Source organism: Actinoplanes sp. L3-i22 (genome assembly GCF_019704555.1).
Classification (GTDB): Bacteria; Actinomycetota; Actinomycetes; order Mycobacteriales; family Micromonosporaceae; genus Actinoplanes.
Genome location: NZ_AP024745.1, coordinates 3908249 through 3928644 on the forward strand (window position 1 = coordinate 3908249; position 20396 = coordinate 3928644).

A 20396-nucleotide genomic window follows, 5' to 3' on the forward strand; every position below is an offset into this window, starting at 1 on the left:
TCCACGGGTTGATGCGTCAACTAGTTGATACATCAACCCGGACCTGATCTGCAAACGGACGTAGGATTCCGATCGTGACCCCCGATGTTCTCAGCACCTGGCAGGCGTACCAGCGCATGCGGGTGCTGCTCAACGGCCAGATCAACCGGGAGCTGGGCCGCTCGACCGGCCTGTCGGAAGCCGACTTCGACATCCTGTTCTTCATCGAGCAGTCCGGCGAGACCAGCGTCCGCTCGGTCGCCCTGCGCTGCGGCCTGGCCTGGGAGAAGTCACGCCTGTCCCACCAGCTGCGCCGGATGGAGCAGCGCGGCCTGATCGAGAAGGCCCCCGGCGCGGTCATCCACCTGACCGAAAAGGGTCGCGCCCAGATCACCGCCGCGCGGGACTGCCACGAGGCCGCGGTCCGCCGCTACTTCGGCGACGTGCTGACCGCCGAGCAGCTCGCCACCCTGGCCACCATCTCCGAACGGGTGGTCGCCGGCCTGCCCCGTTCGCACAGCGGACACTAGCGCGGCGCCGCCGGCAGCGCCGGCGGCGGACCTCAGCGCGGCGCCACCAGCAGCGGCTGCGCGATCCGGCACAGCAGGCCGTGGTCGTCGCTCATCGTGCCGCCGGCGATGCCGGTGCCGTCCGGCCCGATCGTGGTCGCCACGTCCAGGAACATCCACGGCGACGCGGGCGCCCGCTGCACGGTGACGGTCAGCGTCGGCGGGATGAACAGCCACCCGGTCAGCGGCACCTCGCCGGACAGCCCGTTCGCCGAGTCAGCGACCACCAGCATCCGCTGCAGTGCCCCGGTCTCCTCGCCGTCGACCAGCGGAATCCGCACCCGGGTCCAGACCTGCGCCGGGCCGAGCCGGTTGAAGCCGCTCTCGACGAACCGCCACTCGATGGCCTCGCCGTAGCCCCACCCGGCGCCGACCCCCTCGAAGTAGACCTCCGGCGCCGGCGTCGCCCCCGGCAGCGGCGGTGGCGTCAGGGCCGGCGTCGCCACGTGCGCGGTCGCCCCCGGCTGCTGCCGGATCCGCCACGCGGACGCCTGCACGGCGAGCTTGCCGTTCGCGTACAGCTTCGCCTCGACCAGCTCGACCCGCCGCCCGGGCCGCACCACCCGCGCCTCGGTCCGGATCCGCCCCTGCGGAATCCCGCCGAGAAAGTCCACGCTGATCCGCGCGATCGGCAGCCCCTCGTCCGGGTCGCACCGCTCGATCGCCCGGGCCAGCAGCGCGGCCGGCGGCCCACCGTGCTGCAGGCTGAAGTCCCACGGGCTGGCGGTCGCCGGCGTCGACTCGAACTCGTCGTCCCCCACCGGCAGATAGAACGCCTTCTCGCTCATCCCCCGACTCTAGATCCCGGCCCCGTTGCCGGCTCCGGCTCGTTCCCGGCCCGTCTCAGTGGCCGGGCGCCAGGTCAGGCGATCAGATCCTTGAACCCGCTCGATGTGGAGACGCACACCACCGGCCCGTCGAAGGGGCCGACGCTGCGCAGCCCGGCCAGGCCGGCGGCGCTGGAGAGCTCGGTCCACAGGCCGGCGCGCGCGAGTTCCGCCTGGGCCGCCCGCAACCGGGTGTCGTCGACGGCGAGCGCCCGGCCGCCGCTGCCACGGACGGCCAGCAGGCCGCGATAGCCGCTGACCGGAGACACGATCGAGTGGGCGTCGGTCGGGCCGACCTCGACCCGGGCCGCCGGGACGTTCTGCCGGATCGCCTTGACCAGCGGTGCGGCCGCGGCCGGCTCGCAGGCGATCATGCGCGGTGTCCGATCCGCGAGCCCCAGTCGTTCGAGCTCGGCGAAGCCCTTCCACACACCGAAGAGAAGCTCGCCGTAGCCGGTCGGGACGAAGACAGCCGCGGGCGTGCCCAGGTCGGCGTGGATCTCGTAGGCGATCGTCTTGTACCCCTCCGGACCGAAGGGGTGGCCGGTGTGGGTGACCGTCGTGCTGCTGACCGGATGTAGCCCGTCCCGTTCGGCCATCTGCCGCATCAACGGCCAGCGATCCTCCCAGGGCACGCTGACGACGGTCGCACCGTAGGCACGCAGGAACGCGGCCACCGCCGGCTGCGGATCGGGCCCGGTGATCACCACGCACGACAGGCCGGCGCGGGCCGCGTACGCCGCCGCGGAAGCCCCGTGGTTGCCGGACGAGGCGACCACGACACCCGGCGCGCCCACCCCGACCGCGGCGCTGATCGCGCAACGGTTGAGGCGGTCCTTGTGGCTCCAGGTGGGGTTGCGGGACTCGTCCTTGACGAATATCCCCGGCTCCAACTCGATCAGCGGGGTGCCGCCCTCACCCAGTCCCGGCGCGAGCAGCGGGGGCAGGAGCGCCGCGTAGCGGTCCGGCCGGAACTCGCCCACCAGCTCGTAGTCGTAGTCGACGTCGACCGGGTAGGCGATCTCCGCACTGCTCGTCGCCGGGCAACCGCTGGTCAGCGGCGGCCAGAGCGGAAACCTGATCCGGGTGTCACCCAGCGATCGCTGTCCGATCGCGAGCGAGATCACCTTTCGACCTTAGTACGACCATGGCGAGGCGCGCCGCCACGAAGGTGCCTGGATAGGCTCAAGGCGGTCGCGCTCGCCGTCCTCGGCGATGGCCTCCTGCCGGACGGATACGCGATCCAGGACGTCGACTCCGACGGCCTGTGGGTGGAACGTGGCGGCCACCGGTTCCCGTTGCGGGAGATGAGCGACGGCTATCGTACGGTGGCCGCGCTGGTCGTGGACCTGCTGAAGCAGATCCACGAGGCCTACGGGAGCCTTGAGGTCGCGGAGGCGGACGGATCCTCGCTGCCCAGGCCCGCAAGCGATCTTAGTGGTAGCCGTGGTAGCCAGCTCGTCCCGCTCGGCTTGTCGTCATGGCTGTTCCGGGCACCTTCGGCAGCCGTGGTCACCAGCTCGTCCGCCCCGGCTGGTCGTGAGGGCTGTTCAAGCGCGCCGGGACTGCCCTGAGTGCCAGCCGGGCGGTTGCGGCTGGTGGTCAGGGGTGACTCGACCGGGCTGAGGCGCACCTGTGGGCCAGCCGGGGGCTTGCGGCGTCGGCGGGGCGGGCCCACGGCGTACCTCCGAAGGCACCGCGAGCGGCAACCGCCTGCAGTGGCGGCCGCAGCGGTGACCGGCAGCGGGCGGGGCCTGGCAAGCAAAACAGTGAGCAGGCCGCCGCCGCGACCGGCCGACGGGCAGCGGTGCCAGGCAAGCCGGCAGTGGAGCCACTGGAAGCCCGGTGCCGGGACCGTCTTCGCCGACGTGCCCGATGTCGTGGAGCTGCTGCGGAATCGGCAGGTCCGGCGGGAGCTACTGCTGGGTTCCTGACCGGAGCTGCTGGGTGAGGAGCAGGGCGGCGTGGTCGAGGGCGTAGTCGGCCTCGGGGCGGGGCTGCCCCGTACGTAATAGATGTCTTGGAAGTATATTCCTTGGCAACCAATGTAGGATACCTTCCGTGGCATCGACAACCGCGCTCTTCGACGACCTCGTGCGCTGTGAGACCCGGCTCTACAACGCCGCCAACGACCGGCTGCGGGACCGGCACGGGATCGTGACGTCGCAGTTCGAGTTCCTGCGGTTCGTGCGGGACCATGCCGGGTGCCGGGTCGCCGACATCGCGGCCACGTTCGCCATCGGGATCGGCGCGACCAGCAAGGGGATCGACCGGCTGGAGGCGCGCGGGCTGGTCGTGCGGCAGCCGAATCCGGTGGATCGGCGGTCGTCGCTGCTCGCGCTCACTCCCGAGGGCGCCGAGCTGGCCACGGCGGCCGAGCAGACCGTCGACGCGGTGCTGACCGAGCTGCTGGAGCGGAACCTGGCGCCGGGTGCGATCAGCGCGGTCGCACAGGCGATGGCCGACCTGCGGGCGGCTCTGGAGCGCGACCAGATCGGACTGCCGACCGGCTGACCTTTTCCGGCCGTGATGCGAGTCTGTCCAGGAAAGACCGGATCCTGGCGGCCGGCCAGGAGCAGACCGCCCACGACGCCTGGGTGATCCGGATACGGCACCTGCCCGCGACCGTCGCGCGGCTCAAGGTGGAGTCGGACGTGCCGCTGCGGTCGCACGGCCGCACCCAGGAGCTCATCCACCGCCCGAGCCCGCACGCGTGGGGTCGCGCAGCAGGTCGGCGACGGCGCTCAGGCCGGCCTCGATCTCGTGCCGGGACGTGTTGCCGAAGCCGAGGATCAGCCGCGGAGGCGGGTCGGTGACGGTCCGGTGCAGGGCGGCCATGCCGTAGAGGCCGACCCCGCGCCGCGCGGCCGCCGCGACGAAGGCCGCCTCGGACGTGCCGGCCGGCAGGTGCAGGATCGCGTGGAAGCCGGCGGCCAGTCCGGTCACCGGAAGGCCCGGGGCGAGCCGCGACAACGTCGTGACCAGGGTTTCCCGTCGGGCGGCGTACTCCGCGCGGACCTTGCGCAGGTGACGGTCGTAGCGGCCGGACTCCAGCAGCAGGGCCAGGGCCAGCTGGTCCAGGCCGGGGCTGCCCCGATCGGCGAGGTTTTTGACCCTGGTCAGCGGGGCCAGGAGCCGTGCCGGGGCGACGATCCAGCCCAGGCGCAGAGCCGGCGTCAGGGACTTGCTGACCGTGCCGAGCGAGATGACCCGGTCCGGCGCGAGGCCCTGCAGCGAGCCGACCGGATCCCGGTCGTAGCGGAACTCGGCGTCGTAGTCGTCCTCGATGACGAAGCCGTCGCAGTCCCGCGCCCAGCTGATCAGTTCCAGCCGGCGTTCGCCGGAGAGCACGACGCCGGTCGGCCACTGGTGCGCCGGCGTCACCAGCACCGCGCGGGCGCCGCGGCGCCGCAGCGCGGCCACGTCCAGACCGTGCTCGTCCACCGGCACCGGCGTCCCGGCCAGGCCGGCGAAGCTGCCCGGGTCCTCGAAGGCGACCGTGCCGATGCCCTCGGCGGCGAGCACGGTCGTGACCAGGCTCAGCGCCTGCTGCATCCCGGCGCAGACGAGCAGGTCGCCGGGGGTGGCGACGACCGCCCGGACCCGGGTCAGGTAGGACGCCAGCACCGCGCGCAGCCGCGGCCGGCCGGCGGCCTCGCCGTAGTCGAAGGCGGTGTCCGGCGCGGTCCGGCACACCTCGCGCATCGCCCACGCCCAGGCCTCGCGCGGGGCCAGGCCCAGGTCGGGCACGCCGTGCCGGAAGTCGGCGACCCGATGCCGGTCGGGTGGCCCGGCCGGCTCCGGCGACGCGGCGGCCGGCGTGGCGGCCGCCGCCGCGACCCGGGTGGCCGATCCCGGCCGGCTGGTCAGATAGCCCTCGGCCTGCAGCTGCGCGTACGCGTCCTGGACCAGCCCGCGCGACAGGCCGAGCGCGCGGGCGAGCTCCCGCGACGACGGCAGCGGCTCGCCGCCGGCCAGCCGACCGGCCCGGATCGCCGCGCGTAACTGGTCCTCCAGCTGGGTCCGCAGCCCGGTGGCACCGCCCCGGTCGATCGTCACCAGCAGCTCCGGACCGGAACCGGCCCACTCCACGCGCATGGAACCGGACCTTATCAATGGTCCGGTTGGTGCCTAGCGTCGTCGACATGAGCATCGACGCACCCGCCCGGATCGTCACCCGGTCCCTTCTGATCCGATTGCTCTCGGTCATGGGAGCGGCGATCGGCTTCTACCTGCCGCTGTCGGTGGTGCCGCTGTTCGCCAAGCAGTCCGGTTCGGATCTGGCGGCCGGCCTTGCCACGGTCGCGCTGCTGGTCGCCACCGTGCTGGGCGAGCTGGGCACGCCGCGCCTGACCGCCCGGCTCGGCTACCGGCGGTCACTGGCGCTCGGGCTGACGCTGCTCGGGCTACCGACGGTGATCCTGATCGCCGACGCGAGCCCGGCCACCATCCTCACGGTGAGTGTGGTTCGCGGGCTCGGGTTCGCGATCTGCACGGTCGCCGGCGGGGCGCTCACCGCGGAGAGCGTGCCCGCGGATCGCCGCGGCGAGGGGCTCGCGGTCGTCGGGCTGGTCAGCGGCATGACCAGCATCGTCGCGCTGCCGGCCGGGGTGTGGGCGGCCGCACGCTGGGGATTCGCGCCGGTGTTCGCGGCGACCGCGGTGCTGACCCTCGCGGCGCTGGCGTCGATCCCCGCGCTGCCGGGCCGGGCGGCCCCGGACGGCACCGAGCGGAACAGCGGCGTCCTCGCCGGACTTCTGCGGCGGGACCTGCGCCGGCCGGCGGCGGTCTTCGCCTTTTCGACCGCGGCGGTCGGCGTGCTCGTGACGTTTCTTCCGCTGGCCCTGATCGGCCGGCCGGCCTGGGTCGCCGCGACCGCGCTGCTGGTCCAGCCGACCGCGGCCACCGCCGCGCGCTGGGTCGCCGGCCGGCTCGGCGACCGCGGGGGAGCGGCCCGGCTGCTGGCGTCCGGGCTGGTCCTCGCGGTGCTGGGGATGGCGGCGCTGGCGCTGACCGGATCGCCGGCGGCGGTCGTCGGCGGGGCGCTGGCGTTCGGGATCGGTTTCGGTCTGCTGCAGAACACCACACTGACGCTGATGTACGACCGGGCGCCGGACCAGGCGCTCACCGTCAGCGCGATCTGGAATTCCGCCTACGACCTCGGGATGGCCGCCGGCGCGCTGGTTGCCGGGTTCCTCGTCACGGCGTACGGATATCAGTGGGTCTTCGTGCTGACCGCGGCGTCGATGCTGCCCGCCTTCGCCCTGCTGCGAGGGGCACCGCGCTGATCAAAAAGTTCCGGAACCGGTGTCGACCAGGTGTTTTCCGACATGTGACGGGTGTCCTAGTTGTCACCCCGTGCGTGGTCCGTTAGGTTCCTCGCGTTGTCCTGATCGGCGGGCGCCGATGTCCTGCGCCGTCGATTCTGCAACGGGTGGAAAGACGGGGGAAACGCGCGTGAATGGCCCGAAGCAGCGCCGCCGGATCTGTCTGGTGGTGCCGACCAACCGTGAGTGCGTCGCGACGCTCGCCGAAGTCGTCGCCGAGGCGGAATACGCCGCCGCGCGTTTCGGCGTCGACGTGCAACTGCTGGTGCTGGACTCCTCGGACCATTTCGCGGCGCACGCGGCGGCGCTGTCCGCAGCCGCGCACGTCTGGCATCTCGACGACGCCCGCCAGCGGGAGTTCCTGCGCCGGGTGATCGCCACGGCCGACGTCGCCAAGCCGGATCTGCTGCTCGACCTGATGCAGCCGCGCGGCGTCTCCTACGGCGCCTGCACCAACCGCGCGTTCCTGATCGCGGCCGCGCTGGGCTGCGACTCCGTGCACCGCCGCGACTCGGATCTGTACTTCCAGACGTACGCGGGGGAGAAGGTCTTCCCGATCGACGCCGAGCTCTCCGCGCTGGGGAGACCGGCCGGGGAGGTCGCGGCCACCGAGATCCGCCTCGACGACCGGCTCCGGGACCTGCCGGTGGCGATGGCCGGCGCCTCGTTCGTCGGGGAGATGTCCGTCGACATCGAGGACATCCGGGACCACGACGCCTATTACGACCTGGTCAGCCTCTGGGCCGCGCCGGGCAGCACCGACGAGGAGAAGCGGGCCCTCGTCGACGACTCGTTCACCGGCAGCGCGCCGTTCGACGGCGACCACGCGATTCTCTCCGTGGTCGACCCGATGCGCGTCGACATGCACAACATCAGCTTTTACGGATTGCACGAGCGGGTGCCGCTGCCGACCGCCACGGACACCATCGGCAGCGACTATTTTCTCATTCACGTCGCCGACAAGGGCGGCCTGCCCGGGCTTCTGCACAATCGGCACATCGTCAATTTCCACACCGCCGAGCGCAAGAGCGACGCGGGTTTCCTCGCCTATCAGATGCGGTTCGCCAAGTTCATCCTGTCGATGTACTACCTGCACTTCGTCTACCAGCGGATGACCACCGACGACCCGGCCGATATCGCCGCCCTGGTGCGGGCGAGCACCTGGCAGCCGCGCGAGCCGAACGAGGCGACCGCCGACGCGATGGAGGCCGCGTACCGGCGGCTCGGCGGCCGGTTCACCCAGGTCGCCGACCAGGTCCGGGCCCGCCGGGACACGCTGCTGATCGAGGCGCGCCGGGACATGGACGACTACGCGCTGCTGATCGACGACTGGGCGGCGTTGATCGCGGCCGCCCGCGTGACGTCCGTCTGAGATGCCGCCCGCCCCGCACCTGAGCGCCGCGCTGGCCGCGGCCGACACCGACCGGATCGTCTACGACCTGACCGGCATCGAGAACCAGTACCGGCGGCTGCTCGCCGAGCTGCCCGGCGCCGACGTGCGGTTCGCGATGAAGGCGTGCCCGGTCGACGACGTGCTGACCGGCCTCGCCGACCTGGGCGCGGGCTTCGACGCCGCCAGCCCCGGCGAGATCCGGCAGGCGCTGCGGACCGGGGTGCGCCCGCGCCGGGTGCACTACGGCAACACCGTCAAGTCGGACGCCGACATCGCGGCGGCGTACCGGCTCGGGATCGGCACCTACGCCACCGACTGTGCCGAGGACGTGCGGGCGATCGCCGCGCACGCGCCGGGCAGCCGGGTGTTCTGCCGGGTGACGACCACCGGGGCCGGGGCGGTGTGGGGGCTGACCGGCAAGTGCGGCAGCGGCGACCCGGTGTCGGTGCTCGTGCTGGCGCGCTCGCTCGGACTCGTGCCGGCCGGACTGTCGCTGCACGTGGGGTCGCAGCAGATGACCGTACGCGGATGGCAATTGGCTTTTGATTCTCTGGCCGAACTCCTGCCGCGGCTGCGTGACCAGGGGATCCGTCTCGACCACGTGAATCTCGGGGGTGGGCTGCCGGCCGCCGGGTACCCGGGGCTGACCCCGCCGACCGCGGAGATCTTCGCGGCGATCCGGGCCGGCATGCGGCGGCTGCGCGAGCTGGCCGGCGGCGACCTGGGGTTCGTCGTGGAGCCCGGCCGTTACCTGGTCGCCGACCACGGTGTGATCCGGGCGCGGGTGGCGCGGCTGACCGTCCGGGACGAGGCCTGGCTCTATCTGAGCTGCGGGCGGTTCAACGGCCTGTACGAGGGTGACCAGCTGCGCTACCGCCTGGAGTTCCCGACCCGGGCCGGTGGTCCGGCGGTGCCGGCGGTGGTGGCCGGGCCCAGCTGCGACAGCGACGACGTGCTCGGCGGGGGCGTCGCGGTGCCGGTCCCGGCCGCGCTGACCTCGGGCGATCCGGTCTGGATCCACGCGGCCGGGGCGTATGCCACCAGCTACACCACGGTCGGTTTCAACGGATTCGACCCGCTGCCGTGCGAGACCGTGCGCGCCGAGCGGATCCGCCCGATCGAGCCGGGCGACTGGCCGGCGATCGTCACGCTCGAGGCCGAGGCCTACGGCAAGCAGGAACTCTCCGAGACCCCGGAGGCGCTGCGCTCGCGGGCGCACCCGGCGACGTCGTTCGCGCTCGACCTGGGCGACCGGATCGGCGGCTACCTGCTCGCGCTGCCGTACCCGCCGGGCCGTTTCCCCGACCTCGCCCGGGCCGAGACCACGGCGTTCCGCTCCACCGATCTGCACCTGCACGACATGGTCATCGACCCCGATCTCCGCGGCCGCGGGTGGGGACGGCGGCTGGCGCAACACCTGATCAAAACCGGGCAATTGCTTTCGTACGAAGGAATCTCGCTCGTCGCCGTCGACGGCGCCGCCGGGTTCTGGTCGTCACTGGGTTTCCGCGTTCAGCCGCGGGTGACGCTGCCCGCCCGGTACGGCCCGGACGCCGTCTACATGTCCCGCGACCTGAAGGAATAGCCCCGTGTCGTTTCGCCGCGCCCAGTTGTCGGTCGCCGCCCTGTTCGGCTCGCTCGGTTTCCAGTACTCCACCTGGGCCGCCCGGATCCCGGCGCTGACCGAGCGGCTGCACCTGTCCTCCGCCGAGGTCGGCGTGCTGCTGCTGGCCGCCGGCGTGGGCGCGGTGCTGTCCGCCCCGCTGGTGCCCAGGCTGATGGCCGCGCTCGGCTCCCGCACCCTCGCGGTCACCGCGGTGTTCGTGCTGGTCGCGGCGCTGGCCGGGCTGGCCGTCGTGCCGGGCTACCCGCTCGCGCTGGGCGTGCTGCTGATCGACGGCGTCGCGGTCGGCTGCCTGAACGTGGCGATGAACGCGCAGGGCGCCGCGCTGGAGAGCACGTTCGAGCGGACCACGATGGCGAAGCTGCACGCCACGTTCAGCGGTGGCATCTTCGGCGGGGCGCTGCTCGCCTCGGCGGTCACCTCGGCGACCGGGTCGGTCCCGGTGCACTTCGCGGTGGCCGGCGCGATCCTGCTGGTCCTGGCGCTGTCGGCGCGCCCGGCGTTGCTGCCCGAGGACCTGCCGTCGCCGGCCGCGGCGACCGGGCGCAAGTGGAGCCTGCCGACCGGCGCGGTGCTCTGGCTCGGCCTGGCCATGCTGCTGGCCACGATCACCGAGGGCGCGATGACCGACTGGTCGGCCCTGTACCTCAAGGACGTCGCGCACGCGGCCGACCACCTGCTGCCGCTGGGCATCGCGGTGACCTCGGGCATGATGCTGCTCGCCCGCCTGTTCGCCGACGGCTGGCGGGACCACTGGGGCGACCGGAGCGTCGTCGTGGCCGGTGGCACGCTCGCCGCCGCGGGCCTGGCCGCCGGGCTGCTGGGCGGTGGCGCCTACGCCGCGCTGGCCGGGTTTGCCTGCGTCGGCCTGGGCATGGCCGCGGTCAGCCCGTGCCTGTACATGGCCGCCGCCCGGCACGGTACGACCGCACTGACCGCGGCCGCCACGATGAGCACGACCGGGCTGCTGGTCGGGCCGCCGGCGATCGGGTTCGTCGCCCAGGGTGTCGGCCTGACCTGGAGCATGGCGGTGGTGGCCGGTACGGCCGCCCTCACCGCCCTCTGCGCGACGGCGATCCGCTGGCCGTCCCGCGCGGCCGTCGCGGTGAGTTGAGCCCCGGCCGCCCGCCGGTCCCGTGCGGGCGGCCGGACCCCTACCAGTTCAGCCGCGGCGCCACTTCTGGTTGGCGCCGCCGAGGCAGTCCCACAGGAGCAGCTTCGCGCCGTTGCCGTTCACCCAGCCCCCGATGTCCAGGCACTTGTTGGCCTGCGGGTTGACCAGGTCGCCGGCCGCGCTGAGCACCCACTGCTGGGCCGGGTTGCCGCTGCACGTGGCGATCTGGATGACCGCGCCGTTGGTGGTCGAGCCCCACGGCACGTCCAGGCACATGTTGTTGCCGGTGCGCAGGGCGCCGCCGGTGGCCTCCCACTTCTGGGCGCCGCTGCCGTTGCAGTCCCACGTCTGCACCTGCACGCCGTCGGCGAAGTTGCCGTTCGGCACGTCGAGGCAGAGGTTGTTCCAGTTACTGACGATCGCCGTGCCGCCGCTGCCGCCGGCGGTGGTCAGCGACAGGCCGTAGACCGACAGGATCTCGTTGACCGGCTGGAACCACATCGTGCCGCCGCTGGTGCAGTTGCCGGTGCCGCCGGAGGTGACGCCCTGCGCCTGGTTGCCGGAGATCCACGAGCCGCCGGAGTCGCCCGGCTCGGCGCACGCGTTGCTGCGGTTCAGGCCGGAGACCGCGCCCTGGGCGTAGTTGATCGTCTCGTTCTTGCCGAGCAGCGTGCCGCAGCGCCAGCCGGTGGTCCGCCCGGACCGGCAGATCGAGCTGCCGACCGCGGCCTCCGACGATCCGCTGACCAGCACGTTCCCGCCGGCGTAGTTGTTCACCCAGGGCTGCGAGACCCAGTTGCCGTTGGTCCGCACCCAGGCGTAGTCGTTGCCGGGGAACGACGAACCGGCGAACGTCCCCTGGGCGACGTTGTTGTAGCCGAGCGTCGGGCTGCCCGCGCCGCCGCAGTGCCCGGCGGTGACGAAGCCGCCGGCGACCGGGAAGCCGACCGAGCAGAGCGTGTTGCCGTTGATCACGTACTGGTCGCCGCCGCGCGTGTCGTACATCGGCTTCGGCTGCTCGGCGGCGGTCCGCACGGTGACCGCGCCGGCGCCGGCGGCCGCCGCGAACGCGCGGGCCCGGGCCTCGGTGCCCGGCTCGGTGGTGATCACGACGCGGTTGGCGGCCGGGTCGACGTACCAGCTGCGGATCGCGTCCGGGGCCGATGCCGCGCGGCGGTCGAGTTTGGCGCGGGCGGCGTCGAGGTCGCTCTCGGCGCGGGCCACGACGACCGGGTCGGCGCCCTCCGCGCGGACCTTCGCGGCGTCGTCCTTGCTGGTCACGGCGACCGTCAGGCGGCCGGCGCCGGTCGGGATCCAGGCGCCGCCGAAGTGTTTGCCGAGCTGGGCGCGCAGCCGCTTCTCGACGACCGGGGCGGCGGCCTCGGTGGTGAGCCGGGCGGCGATCTGGGCGTCGTCGAGGTGCAGGTCACGGCGCATCGCGTCGAGCATGCCGGGCGCGAGATCGAGTCGGGTGGCCGGCGACGAGGCGGCCGGGGACGACGGGGCGGGGGCGGCGTGCCCGGCGGGTGGGCTCACCGTGACCGCGGCGACGGCGACCGCGCCGGCCAGTAGCGACTTGAGGATACGGGGCATCCGGACGTCCTTCCAGACATGTTGGGGGATGTGGAAGAGAGCGCTCTCAGGCTTGATTCTTTACAGGTGTCCGCTCTACTGTCAACAAACCTCAACAATTACGCTCGTCAATGAAAATCCCCCGGGAGCAGCCATGCGAAGAGTGCTCGCCGCATTGACTCTGATCATTTCCGTCCTTGTCGCACCGGTTCCGGCCGACGCGGGACAGACCAGCCTGCGGGCCGCCGACCCGAGCGTGCTGCGCGTCGGCGGGACCTACGTCGGCGTGCAGTCGACGGGCGCGGGCATCGCCGTACGGCAAGCCTCTTCGCCTGATGGTCTGGCTTCTGCCGCAGGCCGCACGGTCTGGACCGACACCGGGAACCTCGGTGAGGTGTGGGCGCCGGAGGTGCACTTCGACGGTGGGCGGTACTACATCTATTTCACCGCCGGACGCGGTTCGGCCCATCGGATGTACGTGATCAGCTCCGCGACCGCCGCGTCGGGCTACGGCGGCGCGACCCGGCTGGTGTTGCCCGACGACAAATGGGCGATCGACGGGACCATGTTCGTGTTCAACGGGCAGCGCTGGTTCGTCTGGTCCGGGTGGGCCGGCGACACCAACGTCGAGCAGAACCTCTACATCGCCCGGATGAGCAGCCCGACCGCGACGACCGGGGCGCGCTACGTGATCTCGCAGCCGCGGGAGGGCTGGGAGCGGGTGGTCGGCAATCCGTACATCAACGAGGGGCCGGAGGCGATCCGGGACCCGAACGGGCAGCTGCACATCGTCTACTCCGCGAACGGCAGCTGGAGCGAGCAGTACTGCCTCGGTGAGCTGCGGCTGCGGGCCGGCGGGGATCCGGCCTACGTCTGGGACTGGTACAAGTCGAACGGCTGCCTGTTCGGCTCGAACCGCGCCACGATGATGGCCGGCTGGGATCCGACGGTGACTGTCAACGGACCTGGGCACAACACGTTCGTGCTGCTCAACGGGGATATCGCGACCAGTCCGCCGGCCGGGCCGCGATTTCCGCTGATGTATCACGCGGTGCCGAAGGGGACGCCGTACGCGTGGGCGAACCGCTACTGGTACACCGGCACGTTCTGCTGGTGGGGCAACACGACGTACTCCCGGGCGAACGTGCCGGGCGCGACCACCGACACCGGCTTCAGCCTCAAGTTCTTCGAATAGCCCCCGGCCGGGAAGATCGTCGGCTGACGATATGGTGGCGGCTCCTGGCCTTGCGGTGTAACGGGGGTTGACGCATGCCGGTGAATCGAGGCCGACTGTGGGCCGTGCTGATCATTGTCGTCGGGGTGCTGGTCGCGGCCGTGGTCGTCGCGGTGCTCGTCGGCGGGTCGGACGGCCCGGACACGACGCCGGTCACGTCCGGCAGCGCCGGCGGCACGGCCGTCCGGAAGACGGCGGCGGCCGGCCCGGACGGTGACGGCGGCACGGTCGCGTGGACCACCGACACCAAGACCGGCTCCTGGACCGCGGAGGTGGTCGGCGACACGGCCGTGCTGCTGGACGGCACAGCGCTGCTCGGCCTGAACGTCGCCGACGGCAGCCGGCGGTGGCGGTTGCCGTATGCGAGCAAGGACACCACGTTCGTCGTGGCCGGCGCCATGGTCGTCGTGCAGCAGGGCAACGACGGCCCGCTCGACGTGATCGAGCCGGCTACCGGCCGCATCGCCTGGTCCACCGCCGGTCCGGCCCGGATGGTGGCTCGGGCCGACGCGCTCTACCTGGATCCGTGCCCGCGCCGGCCGGGCCCGGACGACTCCTGCGTCACGGTGAAACGGCGGGTCACCGACGGCGCCACGCTCTGGTCCGTCAAGGACCCCGGCTTCTTCCTGCAGGACAACGTGATCGGCGGGCGATCGCCGCTGGCGCCGGCCGCGACCGCTTATCTGCCGGTCACGACCTCGGCCAAGGGCCCGGCCCGGGGCGCGCTGCTGGACACGGCCTCGGGCCGCCTGCTCGCCGGCCGGATCGCGCCGCACGCCTGGTACCTGCTCGCGGCCGGGCACACCCTGGTCGCCACCGACCATGATCCGGCGCCCGGCGACGACGACTGCACGGTGCGGGTCGACGCGGTCGACGCCGTCACCGGGAAGCCCGCCTGGCACGGCGCGGTCTACAGCGGCCGTAAGGCGAACGGCGAGTGCGCGAAGCAGCTCAGCTCGGCCTACTCCGGCACCGTGCTGCTCGGCTCGGGCAGCGACGTGGCCGCGGTGAGCCGGAACGGTCGCGCGACGCTGACCGACGTCACCACCGGCAAGGTCCGCTGGACCGCCGCGGAACCGGGCGTGCCGATCGCCGGCGACGACCGGAGCCTGCTGGTCCGCGACAACGCGGAGACCGGGCCGATCGCACTGCTCGACCTGGCGACCGGCCGGAAGCTCTGGGCCGCACCGGATCCCGGCCTGCCCGGCTCGTCGGCCAGTTGGGCGGCGGTCGTCGCGGGTGACCTGGTCGCGGTGATGGGCGCGACCGGCGACCGGCCCTACGTGCTGGTCTACGACGCGCGGACCGGCCGGCTGCTGGCCCGGCGCGGTGGCTGGCTCACCGGGATCGGCGACGGCTGGGTGATGGTGTCAACCACGGTGGGCGCCGGAGCGGGCGGCCTGAAGGTCCAGATGCTGAGGTTCTGAGAGCAGCGCGGCCATCTCCGCGAGGTGGAAGAACTCTGCCGTCGGCACGGCGGAGGCGGGGTCGGCGCCGGCCGCGAGCAGCGCCCGCACGATCTCCCCGCGCTGCCGGAACACCGCGGCCGCGAGGGCCGTCTGACCGCGATCGTTCACCCGTTCCGGGTCGGCGCCGTGCTCCAGCAGCGCCGCGACCGTGTCCGGATGACAGTGGTAGGCGGCGAGGATCAGCAGCGTGTCGCCTTTGTCGTTGGTGAGGTTCACCGGAAGGCCCGCGGCCACACCGGCGGCCAGCTCCTCGGTGTCACCGGAGCGCGCCAGGTCGAACATGCGGTGCGCGAAGGCGGGCGTCGCGTCGTCCAGGTCGGTCATGGGCGGTGCGATACCCACTCCCCGCCACTACCAACATATAGCGTGACCCGGGGCTTGCGGCAAGCCCCCCAGCAGGGCGCAGAATCGCTGGTCGAACGCCGGGACCAGGGAAAACGGGAGTTGCTGGATGCGAGTTCTGCTGACGTCATGGGGATCACGCGGGGACATCGAGCCGCTGGCCGGGCTGGCGGTGGCGATCCAGCGGCGCGGCGGCGAGGCGGTGATCGCCGCCCCGCCGGACGACGACTTCGCGGTGCTGCTCGAGCGCGCCGGCGTGCCGATGATCGGGCTGGGCCCGTCGGTGAAGTCGGTGGTCGCCGCGCCGAAGCCGCCCGGCGCGCAGGCCGCGTTCCAGCTGGCGCCGGCGCTGGTCGCGGCCCGGTTCGAGACGCTGATGACGGCCGGGCGGGGCTGTGACGCGCTGCTGGCGACCGGCCTGATGCCGGCCGGCGCCCGCGACGTGGCCGACAAGCTGGGGATCCGCTACGTGCTGGCGTGTTTCCACACGCTCGGGCTGCCGTCGCGGACCGAGGCCCCGGGTCGCCGCCCGGGCACGCCGTCGCTGCCCGGTGCGGACCTGAAGACCCAGTGGGCGCAGGACGCCGAGCGGGTGAACGCGCTCTACGGCGCGGCGGTCAACACCCACCGGGCCGCGATCGGGCTGCCGCCGATCGACAACGTCCGCGACTACGTGTTCGGTGACCGCCCCTGGCTGGCGGCCGACCCGGTGCTCTGGCCGGCCGCCGGCACGACCGAATTCGATCTGGTGCAGACCGGCGCGTGGTTCCTGCCCGACGACCGTCCGCTGCCGGCCGGCCTGGAGTCGTTCCTGGACGCCGGCGAGCCGCCGGTCTACGTCGGTTTCGGCAGCATGGCGTCGTACACCTCGAAGGACCTCGCTCAGGTGTCGATCGGATCGGTCCGCGCGCAGGGCCGCCGGATCGTGCTCGCCAGCGGCTGGGCCGGGCTGACCGGCATCGACGACGCCCCGGACTGCTTCGTCGTCGGGGACGTCAACCAGCAGGCGCTGTTCCCCCGGATGGCCGCGATCGTTCACCACGGCGGCGCCGGCACCACGCACACCGCGGCCCGCTCCGGCACGCCGCAGGTCATCGTGCCGCACATCGCCGACCAGCCGCGCTGGGCCGCCCGGATCGCCGAGCTGGGCATCGGCGTCGCCCACGACGGCTCGGCGCCGGCGGTCGACTCACTCTCCGCCGCGCTCACGGCCGCCATGAAACCCGATTTGCGGGTACGGGCGCAGGCCGTCGCCGCCACGATCACCGCCGACGGCGCGGACGCCGCCGCGAAGCTGCTCCTGAATCCGTGATCAGGGGGCCCGCGAGCCGCGGGCCCTCTCCTGTGCCAGCAGAACGTCCAGGTCGGCGAGCCGGTGCAGGCCCCGCAGCGGCTGCCGCATCCGATGGTTGGCGGCGAACGTCTTCTCGTGCCGGGCCAGGAAGGCCCAGTAGCCGGCCGTGTACGGGCAGGCGTCGTCCCCGGTCCGCGACGTCGGCCGGTAGCGGCAGCCACCGCAGTAGTCGCTCATCCGATGCAGGTAGGCGCCGCCGGCCGCGTACGGCTTGGTGCTCATCCGGCCGGCGTCGGCGAACTGGCTCATGCCGATCACATTGGCCGTCATCACCCACTCGTAGCCGTCGACGAAGCACCGGTGGAACCAGTCGGCGACCGCGCCCGGGCGCCAGCCCCGCTGCATGGCGTAGTTGCCGAGGACCATCAGGCGGGGGATGTGGTGGACCCAGCCGCGGTCGCGGACCCCGGCCAGCACGTCCGACAGGCACCGCGCCTCGACCGCGTCCGCGTTGAGCTCCGCGAACCACTTCGGCAGCTCGTGCCGGGCGCGCAGTTCGTTCCGGGCCCGGTACTCCGGTTCGAAATACCAGTACAGGTGCCAGACGAAATCCCGCCAGCCGAGGATCTGGCGGATGATTCCCTCCGCGCTCGCCAGCGGAACCGAGCCGTCCCGGTACGCCCGCTCGACGCGCTCGACCACCTCCAGCGGGTCGAGCAGCCCGAGATTGATCGCCGGGCTGAGCAGGCTGTGCGCCATCAGCGGGTCCCCGGCGAGCATCGCGTCCTCGTACGGCCCGAACGCCGGCAGCCGGTGGGTGACGAAGTGCCGGAGCCGGGCGAGCGCCTCGGCCCGGGTCGCCGGGAACATCCGCGGCCCGTCGTTGCCGACGAACGTGATGCCGTCCTCGCGCTCCCACCGGTCCAGGTCGGCGCGGACCTCCGCGTCGATCTCGTCCTCGGTGATCACCGGCGGCGCCGGGACGTCCAGGCGGGTCGCACCGCGCGGTGGCGGCTCACGGTTCTCGGCGTCCAGGTTCCACCGGCCGTCGGCCGGCTCGGCACCGTCCATCAGGATGTCGTGTCGTTCCCGGGCGTGCCGGTAGAAGTCCTCCAGCCGCAGGTGATCGCGGCCGCGCGCCCAGGCGACGAAGTCCTCCGGGGCGGTGATGAAGCCCCGCGGCGGCAGCATCTCGACGTCCGGCAGCCGCCGGACCAGGCCGCGGGCGGCCCGGGAGGTCGGATGGCACACGGTGAGCGGTTCGTCGACGGCTTCGGCGTACGTCTCGGCCCGCACCAGCCGCACGTTCTCGTCCCGGGCCCGGTGGCGCAGCGCGGAGAGCACGAGGTGGGCCTTCTGCCGATGGAACGCCCGCCGCCGGAACACCGCCTTCGACTCGACGAGCAGGACGGGCTGCCCGGGAGCGTCGAGGAAGTGCGGGCCCAGTTGATCGGCGAACAGCCAGCGGCGGCGCATACCGCCCATCCTGCCGCCCGGAAGCGGCCGCGATGGGCCGGCCGCGGGAAACCAGCCGGACGGTGACTACGACGCGGTGCGCAGGCAGCGACCGTCGTCCCGGACGCCGACCGGGTGCATCGTGCCGAGACCCAGACCCATGCACCGCCACCAGGACGATCGCGGCCCGCAGACCGAAGGGACGCGAGGAGCGATCCTCGTCACCGAAGACGAACACGCCGCCAAGGTAGCCGCTCGCGGGTGCGCCCCGGTTGCCGTGCGGGTGCGCCGCTCAACCGGGCTGGGACTGGGCGTGGGCGACGAAGTCGCGGACCCGCCGTACGTCGGAAATGTCCCAAAGAATCGGAGTGAAGGAGGGTTCGGCCGCCCAGGTGCGCCACACCATCCGGCGAGCGCCGACGAACGGTTCGGTGAGGGCCGGGAACGCGCCGAACGCCAGGTCGCCGGAGCCGTCCGGGCGCTCGGTGATCACCGGCGGGGGCAGGATCCGCAGGTATTCGGTGGTGACCCGGGTGCCGGTCCAGCCGCCGTGGACCAGGAGACGCCGATTGGTGATGGTGTACCGGGTGCGCTTGATCGCGACCCCGCGCACCAGGAACCGGCCGGCGACGAAGTAGATGCCGATCAGGATGAACGGCACGCCCCACAGCACGGCGAACAGCGGAGCGCCGTCGGCGAGCACCTGGCTCTCCCAGAAGATCACGAACCCGCACCACACCAGACTGAACGGGATCAGCAGCGTGTCGGACCGCCGGATCACGCGGGTCCGCCGCGGACGCCCCTCCCACAGCACCCGCTCATCCGGGAGCAACGGGAGCTGCGGGAGTAGATGGTTCTCCATACCTGCAGCATGATCTTCGTGTACAGGCGACGCCACCCCGTTCCCGGCGAGGAAGCCAGGTTTGCCGGCCGTTCCATCGGGAATCGGTGATGTCCGTGGACTCGGGAGATCTCATAGCGGACCGGTATCGACTGCGGGAGCGGGTCGGTCGCGGCGGAATGTCGGTGGTGTGGCGCGCCGACGACGAGGTGCTCGGCCGCGAGGTGGCGGTCAAGGTGCTCTCCGCCGCGCTGGCCGCCGACCCGGAGCTGCGCCGGCAGATCCGGGACGAGGCCCGGACCGCCGCGCGGCTGCGGCACCCGGCGGTCGTCGCGGTCCACGACTACGGCGAGTTCACCGACCGCGGGCGGACACTGTCCTATGTCGTGATGGAGCTCGTCGACGGCCGGACCCTGGCCGACATGCTGACCGGCGGCAGCCTGCCGTGGAAGGTGGCGGTCCTGGTCGGCGCCCAGGTCGCGTCGGCGCTGGCCGCGGCGCACGCGGCCGGGATCGTGCACCGGGACGTGAAACCGGCCAACGTCATGGTCACCAGCGTCGGGGTGAAGCTCGTCGACTTCGGCATCTCGGCCACCGTGGGAGCGCTCGACGGGCGGGCCGGCCAGATCCTCGGAACGCCCGCCTACCTGGCCCCGGAGCGGATCGCGGGCGGCCCGGTGCGGCCGGCCACCGATGTGTACGCCGTCGGCCTGCTGCTGTACCTGGCCCTGTGCGGCCGGATGCCGTGGGACGCCTCGACGGTCACCCAGATGGTCCGCGCCCACGTGTACGCGCGCCCGGCCGCGCTGCCGGCCATCCCCGGCCTGCCCGCGCCGGTCGTCCACCTGGTGTCGCGCTGCCTGGCCAAGCAGCCCGCCGACCGGCCGTCGGCGATCGAGGTCGCCGAGCGGCTCGGCGAGATCGCCGGCCTGCCGTCGGCCCGGGTGATGCGCAGCGCCGCCGCGGCCCCGACGCTCGGCCTGCCGGAGGCGGCCGCCCGCCGGCCCCGGCGTGCGCTGCTCGTCGCCGCCGGCGCGGCCGCGGTGCTGCTGAGCGCCGGCGGCGCCTGGTGGGGCCGGGACACGCCGGCCGGTCCGGTGGCGTCGACCGGCAGCACCAGCCCGTCGACGTCGGCGACCGTCCCGCCGGTCACCACCGTCCAGACCACCACCGTCCGGGCCACGTCCGTCGTTCAGCGGACCACCGACCCGGTCGCGCGGATCCCGGCCGCGGCCCCGGTGGCGCCGGCGCCGAAAGGGAAGGCCGCGAAACCGAAGGTCAAGGCCGAGAAGCCGGCCAAGCCACCGAAGAAACCGTGAGCGCCCGGCACTGTCGCCAAGGACACTGATCACCTCC

17 protein-coding genes are annotated in these 20396 nt (G+C 72.8%); 10 read left to right on the forward strand and 7 right to left on the reverse strand.

Annotated features, from left to right (window positions below):
* Window positions 1–74: 74 nt before the first annotated feature.
* Window positions 75–509 (forward strand): MarR family winged helix-turn-helix transcriptional regulator, encoded by a 435-nt coding sequence (locus tag L3i22_RS17290; RefSeq protein ID WP_221327992.1) that lies wholly within the window; start codon window positions 75–77, stop codon window positions 507–509.
* 32 nt (window positions 510–541) lie between these two features.
* Here the strand turns inward: L3i22_RS17290 and L3i22_RS17295 are convergent, their stop codons facing one another.
* Window positions 542–1336 (reverse strand): thioesterase family protein, encoded by a 795-nt coding sequence (locus L3i22_RS17295; protein ID WP_221327993.1) that lies wholly within the window; start codon window positions 1334–1336, stop codon window positions 542–544.
* 74 nt (window positions 1337–1410) lie between these two features.
* Window positions 1411–2502, reverse strand: coding sequence for a pyridoxal-phosphate dependent enzyme (locus L3i22_RS17300; protein WP_221327994.1), 1092 nt, complete (start codon window positions 2500–2502; stop codon window positions 1411–1413).
* A 934-nt stretch (window positions 2503–3436) separates the two neighbouring features.
* Here L3i22_RS17300 and L3i22_RS17305 point away from each other — a divergent pair.
* Window positions 3437–3889: a MarR family winged helix-turn-helix transcriptional regulator gene (locus tag L3i22_RS17305; protein WP_255658324.1), complete on the forward strand. Its 453-nt coding sequence runs from the start codon at window positions 3437–3439 to the stop codon at window positions 3887–3889.
* 174 nt (window positions 3890–4063) lie between these two features.
* On the opposite strand, the gene L3i22_RS17310 is transcribed toward L3i22_RS17305, so the two are convergent.
* Window positions 4064–5473, reverse strand: a complete 1410-nt coding sequence (locus L3i22_RS17310) for a PLP-dependent aminotransferase family protein (protein WP_221327995.1) — start codon at window positions 5471–5473, stop codon at window positions 4064–4066.
* A 47-nt stretch (window positions 5474–5520) separates the two neighbouring features.
* Between L3i22_RS17310 and L3i22_RS17315 the strand changes: the two genes are divergently transcribed.
* From L3i22_RS17315 to L3i22_RS17330, 4 genes are all read left to right on the forward strand, one after another.
* Window positions 5521–6663 (forward strand): MFS transporter, encoded by a 1143-nt coding sequence (locus L3i22_RS17315; protein ID WP_221327996.1) that lies wholly within the window; start codon window positions 5521–5523, stop codon window positions 6661–6663.
* Window positions 6664–6832: 169 nt separating this feature from the next.
* On the forward strand, window positions 6833–8074 hold the full coding sequence (locus L3i22_RS17320) for a DUF6271 family protein (RefSeq protein ID WP_221327997.1): 1242 nt from the start codon (window positions 6833–6835) through the stop codon (window positions 8072–8074).
* Window position 8075: 1 nt separating this feature from the next.
* Window positions 8076–9680: a GNAT family N-acetyltransferase gene (locus L3i22_RS17325; RefSeq protein WP_221327998.1), complete on the forward strand. Its 1605-nt coding sequence runs from the start codon at window positions 8076–8078 to the stop codon at window positions 9678–9680.
* 4 nt (window positions 9681–9684) lie between these two features.
* Complete coding sequence (locus tag L3i22_RS17330) at window positions 9685–10833, forward strand: MFS transporter (RefSeq protein ID WP_221327999.1); 1149 nt, start codon at window positions 9685–9687, stop codon at window positions 10831–10833.
* Between the two features lie 48 nt (window positions 10834–10881).
* Here the strand turns inward: L3i22_RS17330 and L3i22_RS17335 are convergent, their stop codons facing one another.
* Window positions 10882–12426 carry a ricin-type beta-trefoil lectin domain protein gene (locus L3i22_RS17335; protein WP_221328000.1) on the reverse strand — a complete coding sequence of 515 codons (1545 nt, stop codon included), beginning with the start codon at window positions 12424–12426 and terminating at the stop codon, window positions 10882–10884.
* Window positions 12427–12559: 133 nt separating this feature from the next.
* Here L3i22_RS17335 and L3i22_RS17340 point away from each other — a divergent pair, with 133 nt between their 5' ends.
* Complete coding sequence (locus L3i22_RS17340; protein WP_221328001.1) at window positions 12560–13600, forward strand: glycoside hydrolase family 43 protein; 1041 nt, start codon at window positions 12560–12562, stop codon at window positions 13598–13600.
* A 74-nt stretch (window positions 13601–13674) separates the two neighbouring features.
* Window positions 13675–15066 carry a PQQ-binding-like beta-propeller repeat protein gene (locus L3i22_RS17345; protein ID WP_221328002.1) on the forward strand — a complete coding sequence of 464 codons (1392 nt, stop codon included), beginning with the start codon at window positions 13675–13677 and terminating at the stop codon, window positions 15064–15066.
* Here L3i22_RS17345 and L3i22_RS17350 read toward each other — a convergent pair.
* Window positions 15010–15432, reverse strand: a complete 423-nt coding sequence (locus L3i22_RS17350) for an ankyrin repeat domain-containing protein (protein ID WP_221328003.1) — start codon at window positions 15430–15432, stop codon at window positions 15010–15012. The two genes, L3i22_RS17345 and L3i22_RS17350, sit on opposite strands and share 57 nt — an antisense overlap.
* Before the next feature lie 127 nt (window positions 15433–15559).
* Here L3i22_RS17350 and L3i22_RS17355 point away from each other — a divergent pair, with 127 nt between their 5' ends.
* Window positions 15560–16762, forward strand: coding sequence for a glycosyltransferase (locus tag L3i22_RS17355; protein ID WP_221328004.1), 1203 nt, complete (start codon window positions 15560–15562; stop codon window positions 16760–16762).
* Here L3i22_RS17355 and L3i22_RS17360 read toward each other — a convergent pair whose 3' ends face one another.
* A complete protein-coding gene (locus L3i22_RS17360; RefSeq protein ID WP_221328005.1) occupies window positions 16763–18220 on the reverse strand; it encodes a cryptochrome/photolyase family protein in 1458 nt (485 codons plus the stop codon). It lies immediately after the preceding gene.
* A gap of 271 nt (window positions 18221–18491) precedes the next feature.
* Window positions 18492–19061 (reverse strand): hypothetical protein, encoded by a 570-nt coding sequence (locus tag L3i22_RS17365; protein WP_221328006.1) that lies wholly within the window; start codon window positions 19059–19061, stop codon window positions 18492–18494.
* 89 nt (window positions 19062–19150) lie between these two features.
* Here L3i22_RS17365 and L3i22_RS17370 point away from each other — a divergent pair, with 89 nt between their 5' ends.
* The gene (locus L3i22_RS17370; protein ID WP_221328007.1) at window positions 19151–20359 is read left to right on the forward strand and encodes a serine/threonine-protein kinase; all 1209 of its coding nucleotides are present in this window, start codon (window positions 19151–19153) and stop codon (window positions 20357–20359) included.
* Window positions 20360–20396 lie beyond the last annotated feature (37 nt).

Bases quoted from the DNA above. Each gene is read 5' to 3' on its own strand.
- L3i22_RS17335 (WP_221328000.1), bottom strand. From the start codon at position 12,426: ATGCCCCGTATCCTCAAGTCGCTACTGGCCGGCGCGGTCGCCGTCGCC.
- L3i22_RS17325 (WP_221327998.1), top strand. From the start codon at position 8,076: ATGCCGCCCGCCCCGCACCTGAGCGCCGCGCTGGCCGCGGCCGACACC.
- L3i22_RS17370 (WP_221328007.1), top strand. From the start codon at position 19,151: ATGTCCGTGGACTCGGGAGATCTCATAGCGGACCGGTATCGACTGCGG.
- L3i22_RS17315 (WP_221327996.1), top strand. From the start codon at position 5,521: ATGAGCATCGACGCACCCGCCCGGATCGTCACCCGGTCCCTTCTGATC.
- L3i22_RS17355 (WP_221328004.1), top strand. From the start codon at position 15,560: ATGCGAGTTCTGCTGACGTCATGGGGATCACGCGGGGACATCGAGCCG.
- L3i22_RS17365 (WP_221328006.1), bottom strand. From the start codon at position 19,061: ATGGAGAACCATCTACTCCCGCAGCTCCCGTTGCTCCCGGATGAGCGG.
- L3i22_RS17295 (WP_221327993.1), bottom strand. From the start codon at position 1,336: ATGAGCGAGAAGGCGTTCTATCTGCCGGTGGGGGACGACGAGTTCGAG.
- L3i22_RS17340 (WP_221328001.1), top strand. From the start codon at position 12,560: ATGCGAAGAGTGCTCGCCGCATTGACTCTGATCATTTCCGTCCTTGTC.
- L3i22_RS17350 (WP_221328003.1), bottom strand. From the start codon at position 15,432: ATGACCGACCTGGACGACGCGACGCCCGCCTTCGCGCACCGCATGTTC.
- L3i22_RS17310 (WP_221327995.1), bottom strand. From the start codon at position 5,473: ATGCGCGTGGAGTGGGCCGGTTCCGGTCCGGAGCTGCTGGTGACGATC.
- L3i22_RS17360 (WP_221328005.1), bottom strand. From the start codon at position 18,220: ATGCGCCGCCGCTGGCTGTTCGCCGATCAACTGGGCCCGCACTTCCTC.
- L3i22_RS17345 (WP_221328002.1), top strand. From the start codon at position 13,675: ATGCCGGTGAATCGAGGCCGACTGTGGGCCGTGCTGATCATTGTCGTC.